Raw genomic sequence first — 16,164 nt, forward strand, 5'->3', positions numbered from 1 at the left:
GACCTCGACCACGCGGCGGTCATCCCCTCTCATCCGCCGTCGAGGCCTCGACCGTCGGGGTTTCGGCCACTGCCGCCCGGTCCTGCTTCTTCTCTCGCCGCTTCGGCAGCAGGGGGAGGCGGGGCCGGGCGGTCAGCCATTTGCTGAACGGAAGACGCAGCAGGATGTCGACGAGCAACAGCGAGCTGACGAGAACGACCGCGATGAGGATCAGCGAACGCATGATCGCGCTGTGCGGGAACCATTCGAAGAGCCCGCCGAGGAAGCCGACGCGTCCGAGGATGTCGAGGATGAGTGGGTGAACGGCGAACACGCCGAACGCGCGCAGGGTCGCTTGCGAAACGAACTTCGCGGCGGCCGGCCGGCCGGCCGCGCGGCGGTCGTCCCAGACGAGACCGATCAGCCACAGCAGCGCGAACCCGCCCACGAGCCACGGCAGCGACACCGGATTCCAGGCGGTGTTCGCCTTCCACGGGACGTTGCCGGGCGAGGTCGCCAGGAGGTAGCCGGCGACGGTGAACGCCGCGCAGCCCGCGGCGACGAGCACCACGGTGGCCATGTGCTCACGCAACCACTTGTCCACCGCCTGCTGATGCTGCGCCGCGAGTACACCCATGGCGACGAACAGTGCGTACATCGGCAGCGTCTTCCACAGGTGCTGGTAGGCGAGGTCCCAGGCCGCCCCGGACGGACGCGGCAGGTACTGGTAGACGACGAACATCATGATCTGGATGACCGCGCCACCGGACAGCAGAAGCCACGGACGGTTCCGGCCGCGTTCGAAGATCCACGTGATGAGCGGGAAGAACAGATAGATCTGCATCGAGATCAGCAGGAAGTACAGCTGGTACTTCCCCTCGCCGACGAGCAGATCGTGCGCGAGTCCGGAGACCCACTCGCCGGCCGGTGGGAAGGGGTTGTCCCGGATGATCACGTGGTCGGTGATCGCGTAGATGACCGTCCACGCGAGGTAGGGCCCGATCACCAGGCCGAAGCGACGCCGCCAGAACTGCACCGGCGACATCTCGCGTCCCTGCATGCTCAGGACGAGGACGTAGAGCGTCACCGCGACGAAGCCGTAGCGGGTGAGGTGACAGAGGGTGCCGACCAGGTTGGCGCCGCGGATCTCGTCGGGTCCGCCGTTGATCGCGTTGACGCTGTGTGCGACGACCACGAAGGTGAACAGGACCACGCGGACGAAGTCGGCGGTGTGTGCGCGCGAGCGGGAGCCCCTGACCGGGGCCGTCGTCGACGGTGTCGCCGGAGTGGTCGGTCCCGAGTGGGCAGCCGTGCCGGTCTCGCTGTCGGCGGTGCGCGCCGAGCCCGCTGCGTGCACCAAAGCAAAGACCTCCCCGTTGACCAAACTGTTACCCGAACGAAGTGTACGGGCCGAATCTGGCAGGAACCTCAACGTCGGGGTGCATGAAGTGGCGACAATCACAGCCCGAATTGCCCGGTTCGCGCTTCCTGTCGACTATAGCGGCGATCGGAATCGGGTGCCGTGTGGAGATGGTGCGGTAGGCGTCGAGTGCTGACGTACACTGCCGTGTGGCGCTCGCGCGGGTCTCGCCCGTCGGCGGGTCGCTGCGCCTTCGTAGCTCAGGGGATAGAGCAACCCTCTCCTAAAGGGTAGGTCGTAGGTTCGAATCCTACCGAGGGCACCACCTGCCGTTTCATAGCTCGAAACCGCGCTGACCGCGGGTCCGAGCTATGACACGGCGGCGGACTTCGCGAAGCGACGGCGGTACACGAGCGGCGAGACGCCCACGGACGCCGCGAAGTGGTGCCGCAGCAGTGTCGCCGAGGTGAATCCGACCAACCGCGCGACCTCTTCGACGGGCGCGTCGGTGGATTCCAGCAGGTTCTTCGCGGCGAGGACGCGATGCTCGGTGAGCCATCGCCGCGGTGACACCCCGACCTCGTCGACGAATCTGCGCGCGAATGTCCGGCCGGACATGTGCATCCGTTCCGCCATGTCGTCGACGCTGATGTCACTGTCGAGGTGCTCGAGGAGCCAACTGAGCAGAGCGCCGAAACCCTCGTCGGAGCAGGAGGGCATCGGGGCGTCGACGAACTGTCGCTGACCGCCGTCACGGTGCGGCGAGACGACCATGCGGCGGGCGATCCGGTTCGCGACGCCCGGTCCCCAGGCCTCGCGTACGAGATGCAACGACGCGTCGATCCCGGCCGCGGTGCCGGCGCTGGTGGTGATGGGACCGTCGTCGACGAAGAGGACGTCGGTGTCGACCGTCGCCTTCGGGAACTGTCGCGACAATTCGTCGCCGTAGCGCCAGTGCGTGGTGCAGCGGCGACCGTCGAGCAGGCCGGCCGCGCCGGCGACGAAGGCGCCCGAGCACACGGTGAGCACGCGGCCGCCGTTGTCGACGACCGCGCGCACGGTGTCCAGGATCTCCGCGGGATAGTCGCCGTCGACCTTTCCGCCCGGGATGGCCACGAGGTCGACGTCGCGGCACTCGTCGAGGGTGTGCGAGACCTGGAGTGAGACTCCGTTGCCGACGCGCAGCGGGACCGACGGATCGGGGGAAGCGACCCGGAAGTCGAATGCGGGAACGCCGTCGTCGGTGCGGTCGAGGCCGAACACCTCGTGGATCACGCCGAACTCGAAGAGCGCGACGTTGCCGTGGAGGAGGACCCCGACCGTTGTCAGCATGACGTCAGTATGGCAGAAAATTTGTGGACATTGTCATTTGCGCCACTGTTGGCTGAAATCAAGTGCGCAGAAAATTACTGCCATGATCATCGCACTCATCGTTCTCGCCGTCCTGGCCGTGGTCGCCGCGGCGACCTTGGTGTACGTCACCCGCCGCACGCCGACCGGTCGCCGCACTCCGCTTCAGCGCTTCGCCGACTGGTGGACGCGCGATCCGCAGCGTCCCTACGGCCCCGACACCGATCGGGTCGCGGCCGAACTGAGCATTCTCACGCGTCGCTACGACCGTCTCGTCTGAAACGGGCTGCGATACCGTAGCGGGCGTGAGCTCTCAGACCGTTCTCGTCACCGGCGCGACCAGCGGCATCGGCGCCGAAGTCGCCCGCCAGTTCGTCGCCCGCGGGCATCGGGTCTACGGCACGACCCGTAACCCCGACGCCGTGCGGCACCCGATCGCCGGTGTCACCTACGTCCGCCTGGACAACGCCGACTATGACTCCGCCACCGCCTGTGCCGACCTCGTCGGTCCGGTCGACATCCTCGTCAACAACGCCGGCGAATCGCAGGCCGGCGCGCTCGAGGACACCTCGATGCAGGCCATCGAGGATCTGTTCCGCGTCAACGTGTTCGGGCCGATCGCGCTCACGAAGGCGGTTCTTCCGGGGATGCGGGAGCGGCGTCGGGGCACGGTGGTCATGGTCGGCTCGATGCTGTCGAGTTTCCCGGTCGCGTTCCGTTCCAACTACGCGGCGACCAAGTCGGCGTTGAAGGCGTTCGCGCTGGCCACCCGTCGTGAGGTCGCGCCGTACGGGATTCGCATGATCTCGGTGGAGCCGGGCACCATCGCCACCGGGATCGGTGATCGTCGGTCCATCCACGTCGGCGAGAACTCGCCGTACCGTGCCGAATACGAGACCCTCGCCGCGGCCACCCGCCGCAACGAGGACGCCGGGATCGGCGCACAGGACATGGCCACCCAGATCGTCGACGCGGCGCTCGCCGAACACCCGAAGCCGTTCTACGCCAGAGGAAACCAGGCGGGAATCGTGTTCTTCCTGCGCCGGCTCGCGCCGCGCCAGCTGATCCTGGACATGACCGCCCGGAAGCACGGCCTCCCCAAGGTGAAGATCTGACCGTGCGAATCACGCTGCGGGTCATCGGGATCGGGCCCGGCGGTCCACGCCAGGTCACACTGCAGGCCATCGACGCCATGGCCGACGTCGACGCCTTCCTCGCCCTCGAGAAGGGAACGGCCAAGAGCGGGTTGCTCGACGCGCGCCGGGTGATCCTCGATGCGCATGCGCGCGCGGGCTATACGCTCGTCGAGATCCCCGATCCGCCGCGTGATCGCACCCCGGCCGACTACGACGCCGAGGTCCGGCGCTGGCATGCGGCTCGCGCGGACCTGATCGCCGCCGCACTGCGGAACGAGGTCGGCGACGGCGGGGTCGCGGCCTTCCTGGTGTGGGGCGATCCGGCGCTCTACGACAGCACACTGCGCATCGTCGACGACCTGGCCGCCCGCGACGACCTCGAGCTCTCGATCGAGGTGATTCCCGGCGTGACCAGCGCCAGCGCACTCACCGCCGCACACGGCATCGTCGCCAACCGCGTCGGCGAACCGATCCACATCACCACCGGTCGCCGCCTCGCCGAGACACCCGCCGGCGCCGATGCCAACCAGATCGTCATGCTCGACGGCGATCTGGCCTTCCGTCACACGGCTAACCCGGACGACCACATCTGGTGGGGCGCCTACGTCGGCACCGCCGACGAGATCCTCATCAGCGGACGGGTGGGCGACGTGACCGACCGGATCGTCGAAGCTCGTGCCGAGGCGCGTGAACGCATCGGCTGGATCATGGACATCTACCTGCTGCGCAAGGCTTCCCGCCCCGCATGATCGCAGAACTGAAGTCTGAGGAACCTTCCACTTCCAGACTTCATTCCGAAGTTGCGACTTCGATCGAGGTCGCAACGTCGAAATGAGTTCTGGGAGTGAAGGAACGACCAGAAAGACCCGCCACCTTTCTGACCGACATCACAGGTCCTCTCGCGCCACCAGCTCCACCGTGACGAGCATGGCGATCGAACTGACGGCGAGCAGCGCGATGAGTACGAACAACTGCATCGCCGCGGCGGCCCACACCGACGCGCCGCCGAGCACCATGCCGACGAAGGCGCCCGGGATCGTCACCAGCCCGACGGCCCGGGTCTGATCGAGTCCGGGTATGAGAGCGGTCGCCGACGCCGGGGCGCAGATCTCGAACCGAGCGTCGCGGGGGAGAAGACCCAGCGAAAGTGCGGCCTCGACTTCACCGTGACGTGTGGTCAGCTCGTCGTGTGCGCGCCGACCGGCGAGGGAGGTGGTGACCATCGCGCCGCCGAGCAAGATGCCGGCGGTGGGGATGACCGCGATACCGCGGGCGGGCAGCACACCGACCACGACCAGCACGAGCACGATGACGATCGTCGGTGCCGCGACCGGGCCCAGGCACCGCGCGACGGTGACGAAGTCGGATTGTTTCGGACGAATGCGCCGCGCCGACGTCCAGGCCGCCGCCGCCGCCATGACCACGACGAACAGCGCGGACGCCCACAGATGCGGAATCACCACCGCCAGTACGCCCGCCAACGCGGCCAGTTGCACGACGGCCCGCAGGGTCGCCACCAAAGTGTCGGTGGCCAAACCGCTTCGGCGGTTCACCAGCACCGCGACGAGAGCGAGCACACCGATGGCGATCGCGAGGACCGGTCCGATCCGGACGACGGCGTCGCCGATTCCGTTCACACCGGCCAGTTCACCAGATCTGCTGCAGGGCCGCGAGCATGTCCTCGCGGATCTCGCGGCGGCAGATCACGAAGTCGGGCATGTAGGGGTGGCGATTGTTGTAGACGATCTCCGACCCGTCCAGGCGACTGCAGTGCAGCCCGGCCGCCAGTGCGACCCCGACCGGGGCCGCGTTGTCCCACTCATACTGGCCGCCGGCATGGACGTAGGCGTCGGCATCACCGCGGACGACGGCCATCGCCTTCGCGCCGGCCGACCCGACCGGAACCATCTGCAGGCCGAGCCGGTTGGACACGTAGCTCGTCTCGTACGAGCCGCCCCACCGCGAGGTCACCATGCGACGGGTCAGTTCGGCGCCCGGCTTCTCGACGGTGTCGGCGCGGAACAGTTCACCGGTAGCGGGCAGCGAGACCGCCGCCTCGGTGACGGTTCCGTTATCCGTCAACGCCACGTGCACAGCCCAGTCCGCGCTGCCCGCGGCGAATTCTCTTGTGCCGTCGAGCGGGTCGATGATCCACACGCGCCGGGCCGTCGCGCGGTCGCCGACGTCGGCGGCCTCCTCGGACAGAACAGCGTCGCGCGGACGGTGTTTGCGCAGGACGGTGGAGATCCACGCCTGCGCGAGAGCATCGCCGACATCGCCGAGCATGCTGCCGGCCAACAGGTCGCCATGACGAATCCCGAGGAGGATCTCCCCGGCTCCCTGGGCGATCCGGGCGGCCAGCTCGGCGTCGGAAAGTCGGGAAGTCATCCCTTTACTAGAGCACACTGGTGGCATGCCCGAGCTCCCTGAGGTGGCCGCCATCGCCGACTATGTCGACGGACGTGCAGCCGGACTCCCGATCCGGCGAGTCGATGTCGCGTCCTTGTCCGTGCTCAAGACGGCCGATCCGCCGTACACCGCGCTCACCGACCGGATCGTCGATTCGGTCGGTCGCGTGGGCAAGTACCTGGTCATCCGGACCATCCCGGGTTCGGAGGCGACGGCGCAGGAGCCGACGCTGGCGCTGGTCATCCACCTGTCGCGCGCCGGCTGGGTGCGATGGAGTGAGGACCTCTCACCCAAGCCGCTGCGCCCGGGCGGGAAGTCGCCGATCGCGCTGCGGGTGCACTGCGGTCTCCCCGGTGAGGGATTCGACGTCACCGAGGCCGGAACCCAGAAGCGTCTGGCGGTATGGCTCGTCCGCGACCTCACCGAGATCGACCGCGTCGCCGGACTCGGCCCCGACGCACTGGAACTGACCGGGGAGCAGTTCGCCGAGATCCTCGCCGGCACCACCGGGCGCGTCAAGAACGTGCTCACCGACCAGCACACCATCGCCGGGATCGGGAACGCCTACTCCGACGAGATCCTGCACACCGCGCGACTGTCGCCGTTCGCGTCGTCGAAAACTCTCAAACCCGACCAGGTGAGCGCACTCTACGACGCGATGCGCGCCGTGTTGACCGACGCCACGACTCGCCTCGAGGGGCAGACCGTCGCCCGGCTGAAGTCGGAGAAGCGCACCGGCCTCCGCGTCCACGCGCGCACCGGACTGCCGTGCCCGGTCTGCGGCGACACGGTCCGTGAGGTGTCCTTCGCCGACCGCTCCTTCCAGTACTGCCCGACCTGCCAGACCGGTGGCAAGGTGCTCGCCGACCGCCGGATGTCGCGGCTGCTGAAATGAGCGATGGTGCACGCGCTCGTCGTCGACGATGACATCAGAGCAGCCGAGACCGTCCGCCGGATACTCGTCAGTGACGGGTGGGCGGTCACCCTGGCCTTCGACGGTCCGGAAGGGCTGTGGCGGGCCACCGAGGGAAGCTACGACGTGATCATGCTCGACATCATGATGCCGGGGATGAACGGGTACCGCGTGCTCCAGAGCCTTCGTGAGCGCGGGATCTGGACCCCGGTCCTGATGCTGAGCGCGAAGGACGGTGAGTACGACCAGGCGGAGGCGCTCGACTGCGGCGCGGACGACTATCTGGTGAAGCCGTTCTCGGTCGTCGTGCTCAAGGCGCGGCTGCGGGCGCTTCTGCGTCGTGGTGCCCCGGAGCGTCCCGCGACCCTGCGCGTCGGAGACCTCTTCCTCGACCCGGCCGAACACCTCGTGCGTCGCGGCGACACCCCGATCACCCTGACACCACGCGAGTACGCGGTGCTCGAATGCCTCATCCGCCACGCCGGAACCGTCGTCTCGAAAACCGCCATCCTGCACTCGGTCTGGGACGAGAACTACGAGGGTGACCCCAACATCATCGAGGTGTACATCGGGTACCTGCGCAAGAGGATCGATCAGCCGTTCGGCGTGCACAGCATCGAGACCGTCCGCGGGGTGGGTTACCGCATCGGTTGACGAGGCGGCATCGCGAGTGCCGTGCTGACCTCGCCGTCGCCCATACCCTCCGGGAGACGACGAGCCGTCGGGAGAGAGATGACGAAGGTGACGCCGTGCGCGAACCCGGCCGGCGGGTCCTGCACGTACACCGAACCGCCGTGCGCACGGACGATCTCGCGGACGATGGACAGCCCGAGACCGGAGCCGCTGCGGTTGCGGCGATCGACATCGAGTCGGGTGAAGCGGTCGAAGATGATGTCGCGACGATCCCGCGGGATGCCCGGGCCGTCGTCGGTCACCGCGATCGACGCGATCCCGCCGGCCGGGTCGAAGTACATGTCGAACCGGACCGTCGACGCCGCGTAACGCACCGCGTTCTCGGCGAGGTTGCGGAGCGCGCGCGACAGTTTCTCCGGATCGCCCGACGTCCTGATCGGGATGATCGTGGTCGCGACTGCGGCGAGCCCCAGTGACCGGAGGCGCCACGCCTCGGCGGCGACGATGTCGTCGAGGTCGACGTCCCGGATGTGCAGCGGCACACCGTGTTCGTCGGAGCGTGCGAGCAACAGCAGATCGTCGACCATGTTCTGGAGCCGGCGGGCTTCGGGAAGAAGCAAGGTGCGGAGTGTCTGCACGTCGATCGGGGAGTCGGTGTCGTCGGCGAGGTCGAGGAGGCCGACCACTGTGGTCAACGGACTACGCATCTCGTGTGAAGCATCCCCGACGAATCGCAGCTGCGCCGCACGGCTTTGTTCGAGACGTTCGAGCATCGAGTTCATGGTCGTGGCCAGACGCGTCACCTCGTCGTCGGTGGACGGGACCGGCACGCGACGCGACAGATCCGACGCGGTGATGGCGGTGACCTGCTCGGTGATCCGCCCGACCGGGCGCAGCGCACGACCCACGAAGAACCAGATGGCGACCGCGGACAGGAGAACCAGGATCGGGAGTCCGACCGCGAGCACCAGCGCCGTGTTGATCAGACTCTGCCGGTACGCGTCCGCCGACACCGCGACGATCACGGTGTACGAGGCTCCGTCGTGCGAGGTGGCGGTGACGGTCGCGCAGAACTCCACGTCGCTGCCGGGGATCAGCCGGCCCTTCACCTGCGACGACGTCCACAGTGCCGGACGCTCCGTCGTCACCGCGTCGGCCGACGCGCCCGGTGAGGACGCCACCACGTCGCCGGTCCCGTCGATCACCTGCACGATGTCGGCCCCGGAACCCATCCCGAGCGACTCGGGGGAGATCGCCGAGATCCCGCCCTCTCGGATCTCTGCGGCGATCTCGTAAGCCCGGTAGCTCGTCTCGTCGTACATCGTCCGGCTGTCCGCGCGATTCAGCATGAACAGCATCACCGCGGCGCCGATGAGCAGAGCGATGGTGACGAGGAGGGTACCGACGATCGTGGACCGGATGCGGACTCCCTGACTCCGGCGTAGAAGAGCGGGGGGCCGGGGGAGCGCGGGGCGACCGGAGGCATGCGTGGAAAACCGGACATCGCGACTCCTCGCCGGTGCCTACCGAGACGACACCTGCTGATCACTCAGCCTAGGTCGTCATGCGTCCGCTCCGACAGTGTTCGAACGGTGTACTGCTTCAGCGGTTCTTCAGGTTCGGCGACGCAGAGTTGTTCCCATGACCTTGACCGCAGACCTCAGGCACCGGGCAACCGTCACCGGCAACGTGCGCGTCGCGACTCAGACGGTTGCCGAATACATTGTGGAACAACTGATCTCGGCGTCAATGACCCTCGGGTTCGGTGTGCACGGAGCCAACATCGAAGACCTCTACGACGCGGCGACGCGTGCGCCGGGGATGACGGCGGTCGTCGCCAAACACGAGTTCGCCGCCGGTGCGATGGCCGACGGCACCGCTCGGATGAGCGGCCGGCCCGGCGTCGTCATGACCACCTCGGGTGGTGGCGCGATGAACGTCGTCCCAGCGCTCGCCGAGGCGTACGACAGCCGGGTCCCGGTGCTCGCACTGATCGGTACCGCGCCGTCGACGCTGGTCGGCCGCGGGCCTTCCAGGACATGCTCGCGCCGCCGGACACCGTCGACATCGCCGGAGTCCTGTCGGCCGTCACGGGTTCGTGTTCGGTCGTCGGGCACGCCGACGAGGTGCCCGCTGCGCTCGCCACGGCCTTCGCCACCCTTCACCGAGGTCTGCCGGCCGCTGTCCTGCTGCCCAAGGACGTCCAGTCCGCGCCGGGCCCCGAACTGCGGCAACTGCATCCCGGGGAGTGGGTGCAGCACGGAATCGGCGTACCGGGGCCGACGCTGTTCGCCGTCGCCGACGAACTGTGCGCTCTCGCGGAATCCGATGCCCGGCTGCTCATCTGGGTGGGTGACGAGGCCTCCCGCGCGAAGGCCGGTCGACCGGTCGAAGCTCTCGCCGACGCGCTCGGTGCGGTGGTCGTCGCGGCTCCCGGCGGCCGTGACCTCCTCAGGGACGCCGACGGTTTCGCGGGCGTCACCGGTGTGATGGGACATCCGTCGGCGCATCGGGCCATCGCCGATGCGGACGCGTGCCTCGTGCTCGGGTGTCGCATGACGATGACCGATCGCGCCGGACTCGACGAGGCACTCGGACGACTCCGGTTGATCCACCTCGGCGCCGAACCGCCGCGGATGCCCGGCGACGTCGACCATGTGCCGTGTACCGACCTCGCCGCCGCGATCTCGCGACTGGCCGGTGGGGTCCGGCGACGACTCGGCCACGATCGCCCGCGCGAAGCGGTCTCCGTGACCCACCTGATCGTGCCGCCCGGCCGAGCGGGCCTGGACATGCGCACCGCGGTCGAGGAGATCGGGCGTGCGTTGCCGCCGGACACCCCCGTGTTCGCCGACGCCGGCAATGCCGGCGCCGCCGCGATCCACCACCTCCCGTGCGGCCACGGCAGATTCGTGGTGGCGCTGGGCATGGGCGGCATGGGATACGCGATCGCGGCCGGGATCGGCAACGCCATCGACTCGGCCGCCTGCGAGAAGCCGAAACGAACCGTGGTGATCGCGGGAGACGGCGCATTCTTCATGCACGGCATGGAGATCCACACCGCCGTCGAACACTCCGCGCCGGTCACCCTCGTCCTGCTCAACAACAACGCACACGCGATGTGAATCAGCCGGGAATGACTCTTCTTCCCGAACACGCCCAGTGTCAACAGGTTTCAACCCAGTGACCTGGCCGGCGGATTGGCCGCCATGTTCGACGGGCTGGTCGTCGCCCGCGCATCCGACGCCGCATCTGTACGCGCGGCAGCCACCGAGCTGCTGTCGCAATCCGGTCCGAACTGTCTCGTCGTCGACGTCGATCCCGACGAGATACCCCCGTTCGCCCCGCTCATCCCGAAAGGACAGTCATGACAGTGCTACAACCCGCCCTCTCCGACCTCGGCGAGGATGCCGCGACCCTCGCCGGTCTCGTCCGCATCGAAACCCATCCGCGGCCGGTCGCGACCCCGCTCGTGCTCGACAAGCTGCGGTCGGTGTATCCCCACGACCAGATCTACGGTGAGTTCTGCCCGGTGCAGGGCTACGTCGACGCCCCGCCCCGCGAGGTGTTCGACTGGCTCGCACACACCCCGGTCGCTGGAGAATGGAGCTACAGCCTCCGCGGATTCACCGAGACCGAGGAGCCGGGATTGTGGGTCGCGCAGGACCGGTTGGGAGCCGACACCGCAATCTACGTCCGCACGGTCGCCTCGCCCGAGTCGATGACCGTCGACTATCACTGCGCGTGGGACCAGGGCCGTCACCTCTGGATGATCTACCTGATGCGGTCGTCGACGCCCAGGTGGTCTTCGACAAGCCCGGTTCCGTTGTCCTGTGGGTGAATTGCCATCACCCGTTCTACGACGAGAACCCCTTCCCGGAGACCGCTCCGCCCGAACGGCCGGTGTGGGTGGGGGACTTCTGGGACACCTTCGCCCCCGGCCATCAGATCGAACTCGACAACCTCACCGCCATCGCCGAATACCGGCACCGCAACGGCCTCCCGCTCACCCCAGAATGGATGCGATCATGACATCGAACCCCGTCAGCCTCATCGACCTCGCCACCTACCTTCCCGAGAAGGTCGTTCCCGCAGCGTATTACGCGCAGTTCGCCGAGGACGACACCCTGGCGGACAACGTGATGTTCCGCGCACCGGCATTCCGTCATCATGCTGCCGAGGGGGAGACGTCGGCAGACATGATGATCTCGGCCACGCGTGAGCTGTTCGAGCGGCACGGCGACGATTTCCTCGACGACGTCGACGTGGTCCTCACCCACAGTCAGCTGCCCGAGGTGCCCGTGCGCGGTTGCGGAGGGGAGGTGGCCCACCGTCTCGGCATGAGACCTTCGACTGTCCTCGATGTACACAACGGCGGTTGTGCGGCGTTCATCCACATGATCGATGTCGCCGCGGCGTTGCTGCGGGCCGGCGGAGGCCGCAAGGCGTTGCTCGGGTTGGCGCAGAACAGTGCAGGTCAGGTGTTCGCCCAGGAACAGGTCCGCGGCAAGGCGCAGGCCGCCATCCCGGGAGACGGTGCGGCGGTGGCCGTGCTGACCGTCGACGACGTGGATGCGAGCCCGGTCCTCGGCCTGCGTTGTCACTCGTTCGGGCAGTACTCCGGCGACATGACCGGGGTCTCCGACCCGCCCCGCAAGTACTGGGAGGCCGGACCGGGCCAGGTGCACATCGGGTTCACCGACTCCAAGATCGCGAAGGTGCTCGCCCGGGGCAACCGGATGGTGCCCGAAGTCGCCATCGAGGTGGCCGACGAGATCGGCATCTCGCCGTCGGATCTCGACTGGTTCGTCACCAATCAACCCAGCCGAATCATCCTGCGCAATTGGCGTGAGGCGCTCGAACTGTCGGACAGCCATCACCCGGACACGTTCGACGAATGCGGCAACCTGTTCGCCGTGGCCATCCCGGTCACGCTTGACGCCGCCATCTCCGACGGTCGCATCGGCGAGGGCGACATCGTGATGATGGCTGCGTTCGCGCACGCCGGCGACTTCTCCGCGGCCGCCGCGCTGAGATGGGGAGGACGGCCATGAGTCCGCCGCTCGCCGGCGGCGCGTCCTGGCCACGCATCCGACTGGACCTCAACGAATCGGCCTACCCGCCGCTGACCTCGGTCGCGGCGGCGCTGCAGAACGAGATCGTCGACACCCATCGGTACCCCGACTTCCTGCCCGATCGCACGCGCGGACAGATCGCCTGCCACCTCGGTGTCGTACCCGAGCGGGTCACCGTGGGCGCGGGGGCGGCCGGAGTCGCCCTGGCAGCCTTGCAGTGCGCGGCCCGCCAGGCGGCAGAGGCCGGCGTCGCCACGCCGGCGCTGCTCACCTCGACGCCCACCTTCGACGGCTATCCGATCCTCGCGCGGATGGTCGGGATGCGCTTCGACGCAGTCGACCTCGCCGACGACGGCGCAGTCGACCTCGATCGCCTGCTCGCGGCGATCACCCCGGAGACGGTGGTGGTCGTGATCTGCTCGCCGCACAACCCGACGGGCTCGGTGGTGGACGCGGGCGACCTCAACCGGTTCCTCGGAGCGGTGCCGCCGCACGTGATCACCATCGTCGACGAGGCGTATGTGGAGTTCGGCGAGACCACGCCGGACCTGCATCGGCTGATCCGGAACCCCCGCGTAGTGGTGCTGCGGACCTTCTCCAAGGCGTACGGTCTGGCCGCACTCCGCGTCGGGTACGGAATCGGCCCCACCGAACTGATCACCGACCTGCGCGCACACGAGGTGCCCTTCGCCGTCGGCCGGGCCGCGATGGCGGCCGTCCCGGTCGCGCTCGACGCGGAACTCGAGCTGGCGCAACGAGTCCGGTCGATGAGGGGGGAGCGGGACCGGATGGTGGACATGCTCGCGCACATGGGCTTCCGGGTGCTGCCCAGCCACGCCAACTTCGTCTTCCTCCCCGGTGCGGAGGGCGTGTCGGTCGGCCGGATGCTGTGCGGGCTCGGGGTTGCGGTGAAGGCGTGCGGCACGGCGGGAACCCGTATCACCGTGGGCGACCGTTCCAGCCGATCAGGTCATCCGCGCCCTGCGACTCACCTCCAGGTCCGCGTAGCCGGCGGTGGTGCCGGTAGGTTCGGGTCCATGACCGCGACGACACGGCAGAAGATCCTCATCACGGGTGCGAGTTCGGGACTCGGCGAGGGCATGGCCCGCAGATTCGCCGCCCAGGGGCGTTCGCTGGCACTCGCCGCGCGACGCCTCGACAAACTCGAGGCGCTGGCCGCCGAACTGCGACCCTCGGCGGCACAGGTCGCGATCGCCCGACTCGACGTCACCGACCTCGACGCGGTGCCGGTCGCCTTCCGCGCGCTGGCCGGCGAACTCGGCGGCCTCGATCGCGTCATCGTGAACGCCGGGCTCGGCAAGGGGGCGCCGATCGGCACGGGTAAGGCGGCGGCCAACCTCGAGACCGTACAGACCAATCTCGTCGGCGCGCTCGCGCAGGCCGAGGCCGCGCTGGAGATCTTCCGCGAGCAGAACGCCGGCCACCTCGTCCTGGTCAGCTCGATCTCCGGGGTCCGGGGCATGCCCAAGGCGCAGGCGGCGTACTCGGCGTCGAAGGCCGGTCTGACCGCGCTGGGGCAGGGACTGCAGGCCGAGTTCGCGGGCTCACCGATCAGGGTGTCGGTCGTGGCGCCCGGCTACATCGAGACCGACATCAACCGTGGCGTGAAGACCTCGCTGATGGTCGACACCGACAAGGGCGTCGACGCCATGGTCGCGGCGATCGAGGCCGAGAAGAACTGGGCCCGGTACCCGCGTGGCCGTGGACGCCGATCGCCGCGGCGCTCAAGTACCTGCCGGCGTCGATCAGTCGACGGATGGTCTGAGGCGGAGCGGCTACTTCCAGTAGTCCTCGTCGAACACCTCGTCGGGGATCTCGTCACCGGGTTCGACGCCGAGCTTCTCGAGCCGGCCCATGATCGCGGCGGCGGTGGCCACGAAGGTCACGAGATCCTCGGATTCGACGGATCTTTCGGCGGGATCGCCACCGAGGAACTCGTAGAGGGCCGGCGGTACGCAGGCGCCCATGTCGAGCGAGCGTGTGCCGGTGGCGGTCCGCCAGGCATCGAAGCTCGCGACGTCGACGGCTTCGGCGACCTCGCCCGTGCGGACGGCTGCGAGCACGTCGTCGATGGTTGCCAACTCACCCGAAGATCCGCTGGACGCGTCGAATCCGAGCACCGTCTCGGCGTCGATGGATTCGTCCTCGGCGAGCGTGAAGTAGACGACCCCACGCCAGTCCGAGGCCAGCGCCTCGATGTCGGTCCGGCCGAAGATGTCTCCCAGCAACTCGCTGACCTGGTCACGACGACGGCTCCCCAACATCTGAAATGCGCCCGACGCCACGCTCTGTCCCTGCTTGTTCGCCACAGACCGTCACCTTACGCAGGTCAGTCGTCGATGCCGAGCACGACCACGCGGCCCGTCGACGGCGACAGGTACACCGTCGCCCGCCAGTCACCCGACGAGAACGCGTCGTCCAGGTGCTGCCCGCCGACGAACTCGCCGACCGGGACGAAGCCGCGCAGTTCGGCGGCCACCCGGTCGGGCGCGGCCACCGGTTCCGCGTGATACTCATCGGCCCAGGCGGTTGCGCGCTCGGGCCCGACGTCGACGACGGCGTCGAACCAGTAGGCGGTGGGACCGGGTACCCGCTCGGAGGACCCGGGGGCGGACCCGAGGGTTCCCGCTGCCCAGCAGTCGACGATGCCGTCGGTGAGCAGCGGAAAACGACGGGCCACCGGCTCGATGTTCCGGCTGGGACCGGCCGTCACGACCTTCACCGCCGCGGGAGCGGACATCGACGTGCCCGGCGCGCGATCGACGGGATCGTCGGGGGTGCAACCGGTGACGCCCACGAGAGCCAGTGTGACGACCGCGAATCCGGCTGCGGGGCGTCGAATCCGGTGTGGCAGCATCCCGCCACGCTAGCTTCCCGCGATCCCGTTTCCCATCCGCTGATCGGATCCGATCAGCGCGAAGGAACCGGCACTGCGGGAAGGGAACGCGCTCGCGGGAGCTCCGACCTCAGACCGCTCGACCCCGATGGCTGCGGTACCACGCGACCAGCTCGTTCGTCGACGAATCGTCGTCGCTCGCGGGCGCATCGGCCTGGGTGATGGTGCCCAGGAGTGCCTTCGCCTGGGTCTTGCCGAGTTCGACGCCCCACTGGTCGAAGGGGTTGATCCCCCAGATGACACCTTCGACGAACACCTGGTGTTCGTACAGCGCGATCAGCTGGCCGATCACCGACGGGGTCAGTCGGGGAGCGAGGATCGACGTGCTGGGGCGGTTGCCCGGCATCACCTTGTGCGCCAGCACATGTGCGGGTACGCCCTCCGCGGCGATC

General features: G+C 68.4%; 13 protein-coding genes, 1 tRNA gene and 5 pseudogenes. 11 read left to right on the forward strand and 8 right to left on the reverse strand.

The features are described from left to right. Window positions 1-19: 19 nt before the first annotated feature. Window positions 20-1,336, reverse strand: coding sequence for an acyltransferase (locus BPODLACK_RS18050; protein WP_006436108.1), 1,317 nt, complete (start codon window positions 1,334-1,336; stop codon window positions 20-22). 252 nt (window positions 1,337-1,588) lie between these two features. Between BPODLACK_RS18050 and BPODLACK_RS18055 the strand changes: the two genes are divergently transcribed. Beyond that, window positions 1,589-1,664: transfer RNA gene (locus BPODLACK_RS18055), tRNA-Arg, on the forward strand. A 44-nt stretch (window positions 1,665-1,708) separates the two neighbouring features. On the opposite strand, the gene BPODLACK_RS18060 is transcribed toward BPODLACK_RS18055, so the two are convergent. Further along, window positions 1,709-2,671, reverse strand: coding sequence for a GlxA family transcriptional regulator (locus BPODLACK_RS18060; RefSeq protein ID WP_006436110.1), 963 nt, complete (start codon window positions 2,669-2,671; stop codon window positions 1,709-1,711). Window positions 2,672-2,753: 82 nt separating this feature from the next. On the opposite strand from BPODLACK_RS18060, the gene BPODLACK_RS18065 reads away from it, so the two are divergent. Genes BPODLACK_RS18065 through cobF form a run of 3 tightly spaced genes read left to right on the forward strand, consistent with a single transcriptional unit; the run spans window position 2,754 to window position 4,574 of the window. Then, entirely contained in the window at window positions 2,754-2,969 is a 216-nt protein-coding gene (locus tag BPODLACK_RS18065) for a hypothetical protein (RefSeq protein ID WP_006436111.1), read from the forward strand. Between the two features lie 25 nt (window positions 2,970-2,994). Further along, the gene (locus BPODLACK_RS18070) at window positions 2,995-3,804 is read left to right on the forward strand and encodes an SDR family oxidoreductase (RefSeq protein WP_006436112.1); all 810 of its coding nucleotides are present in this window, start codon (window positions 2,995-2,997) and stop codon (window positions 3,802-3,804) included. Between the two features lie 2 nt (window positions 3,805-3,806). Then, complete coding sequence (gene cobF / locus BPODLACK_RS18075; protein ID WP_006436113.1) at window positions 3,807-4,574, forward strand: precorrin-6A synthase (deacetylating); 768 nt, start codon at window positions 3,807-3,809, stop codon at window positions 4,572-4,574. A gap of 138 nt (window positions 4,575-4,712) precedes the next feature. Here cobF and BPODLACK_RS18080 read toward each other — a convergent pair whose 3' ends face one another. Continuing rightward, the gene (locus BPODLACK_RS18080; protein WP_006436114.1) at window positions 4,713-5,462 is read right to left on the reverse strand and encodes an ABC transporter permease; all 750 of its coding nucleotides are present in this window, start codon (window positions 5,460-5,462) and stop codon (window positions 4,713-4,715) included. A 10-nt stretch (window positions 5,463-5,472) separates the two neighbouring features. Next, entirely contained in the window at window positions 5,473-6,213 is a 741-nt protein-coding gene (locus BPODLACK_RS18085) for a 3'(2'),5'-bisphosphate nucleotidase CysQ (RefSeq protein WP_040004697.1), read from the reverse strand. Between the two features lie 25 nt (window positions 6,214-6,238). Between BPODLACK_RS18085 and BPODLACK_RS18090 the strand changes: the two genes are divergently transcribed. Together BPODLACK_RS18090 and BPODLACK_RS18095 are read left to right on the forward strand one after the other, a co-directional pair. Then, the gene (locus tag BPODLACK_RS18090; RefSeq protein WP_006436116.1) at window positions 6,239-7,129 is read left to right on the forward strand and encodes a DNA-formamidopyrimidine glycosylase family protein; all 891 of its coding nucleotides are present in this window, start codon (window positions 6,239-6,241) and stop codon (window positions 7,127-7,129) included. 3 nt (window positions 7,130-7,132) lie between these two features. Next, the gene (locus tag BPODLACK_RS18095) at window positions 7,133-7,801 is read left to right on the forward strand and encodes a response regulator transcription factor (protein WP_006436117.1); all 669 of its coding nucleotides are present in this window, start codon (window positions 7,133-7,135) and stop codon (window positions 7,799-7,801) included. On the opposite strand, the gene BPODLACK_RS18100 is transcribed toward BPODLACK_RS18095, so the two are convergent. Continuing rightward, window positions 7,786-9,129 carry a sensor histidine kinase gene (locus BPODLACK_RS18100; protein ID WP_236577714.1) on the reverse strand — a complete coding sequence of 448 codons (1,344 nt, stop codon included), beginning with the start codon at window positions 9,127-9,129 and terminating at the stop codon, window positions 7,786-7,788. The genes BPODLACK_RS18095 and BPODLACK_RS18100 overlap by 16 nt on opposite strands. 292 nt (window positions 9,130-9,421) lie before the next feature. Here BPODLACK_RS18100 and BPODLACK_RS23930 point away from each other — a divergent pair. The 5 genes and pseudogenes from BPODLACK_RS23930 to BPODLACK_RS18125 all read left to right on the forward strand — a co-directional run bounded on the left by BPODLACK_RS23930 (window position 9,422) and on the right by BPODLACK_RS18125 (window position 14,641). Further along, window positions 9,422-11,151 (forward strand): annotated as a pseudogene (locus BPODLACK_RS23930) (thiamine pyrophosphate-binding protein). Then, window positions 11,148-11,812, forward strand: a pseudogene (locus tag BPODLACK_RS18110) (SRPBCC family protein). Before BPODLACK_RS23930 ends, BPODLACK_RS18110 begins: the two co-directional pseudogenes overlap by 4 nt. Next, window positions 11,809-12,834 (forward strand): 3-oxoacyl-ACP synthase III family protein, encoded by a 1,026-nt coding sequence (locus BPODLACK_RS18115; RefSeq protein ID WP_006436123.1) that lies wholly within the window; start codon window positions 11,809-11,811, stop codon window positions 12,832-12,834. The pseudogene BPODLACK_RS18110 and the gene BPODLACK_RS18115 overlap by 4 nt, the downstream one beginning before the upstream one ends. Then, window positions 12,831-13,863: pseudogene (locus tag BPODLACK_RS18120) on the forward strand (pyridoxal phosphate-dependent aminotransferase). Before BPODLACK_RS18115 ends, BPODLACK_RS18120 begins: the two are co-directional and overlap by 4 nt. 29 nt (window positions 13,864-13,892) lie before the next feature. Continuing rightward, a pseudogene (locus tag BPODLACK_RS18125) lies at window positions 13,893-14,641 on the forward strand (SDR family oxidoreductase). A 10-nt stretch (window positions 14,642-14,651) separates the two neighbouring features. Here BPODLACK_RS18125 and BPODLACK_RS18130 read toward each other — a convergent pair. The 3 genes and pseudogenes from BPODLACK_RS18130 to BPODLACK_RS18140 form a co-directional block, all read right to left on the reverse strand. Next, window positions 14,652-15,185: a hypothetical protein gene (locus BPODLACK_RS18130; RefSeq protein ID WP_040004699.1), complete on the reverse strand. Its 534-nt coding sequence runs from the start codon at window positions 15,183-15,185 to the stop codon at window positions 14,652-14,654. Window positions 15,186-15,205: 20 nt separating this feature from the next. Continuing rightward, complete coding sequence (locus BPODLACK_RS18135) at window positions 15,206-15,733, reverse strand: hypothetical protein (RefSeq protein WP_040004700.1); 528 nt, start codon at window positions 15,731-15,733, stop codon at window positions 15,206-15,208. Window positions 15,734-15,842: 109 nt separating this feature from the next. Further along, window positions 15,843-16,164: pseudogene (locus BPODLACK_RS18140) on the reverse strand (glucose-6-phosphate isomerase); the annotation flags it as partial.

The organism is Gordonia sp. YY1, from assembly GCF_009872315.1.
In the GTDB taxonomy this organism is placed as follows: Bacteria; Actinomycetota; Actinomycetes; order Mycobacteriales; family Mycobacteriaceae; genus Gordonia; species Gordonia amicalis.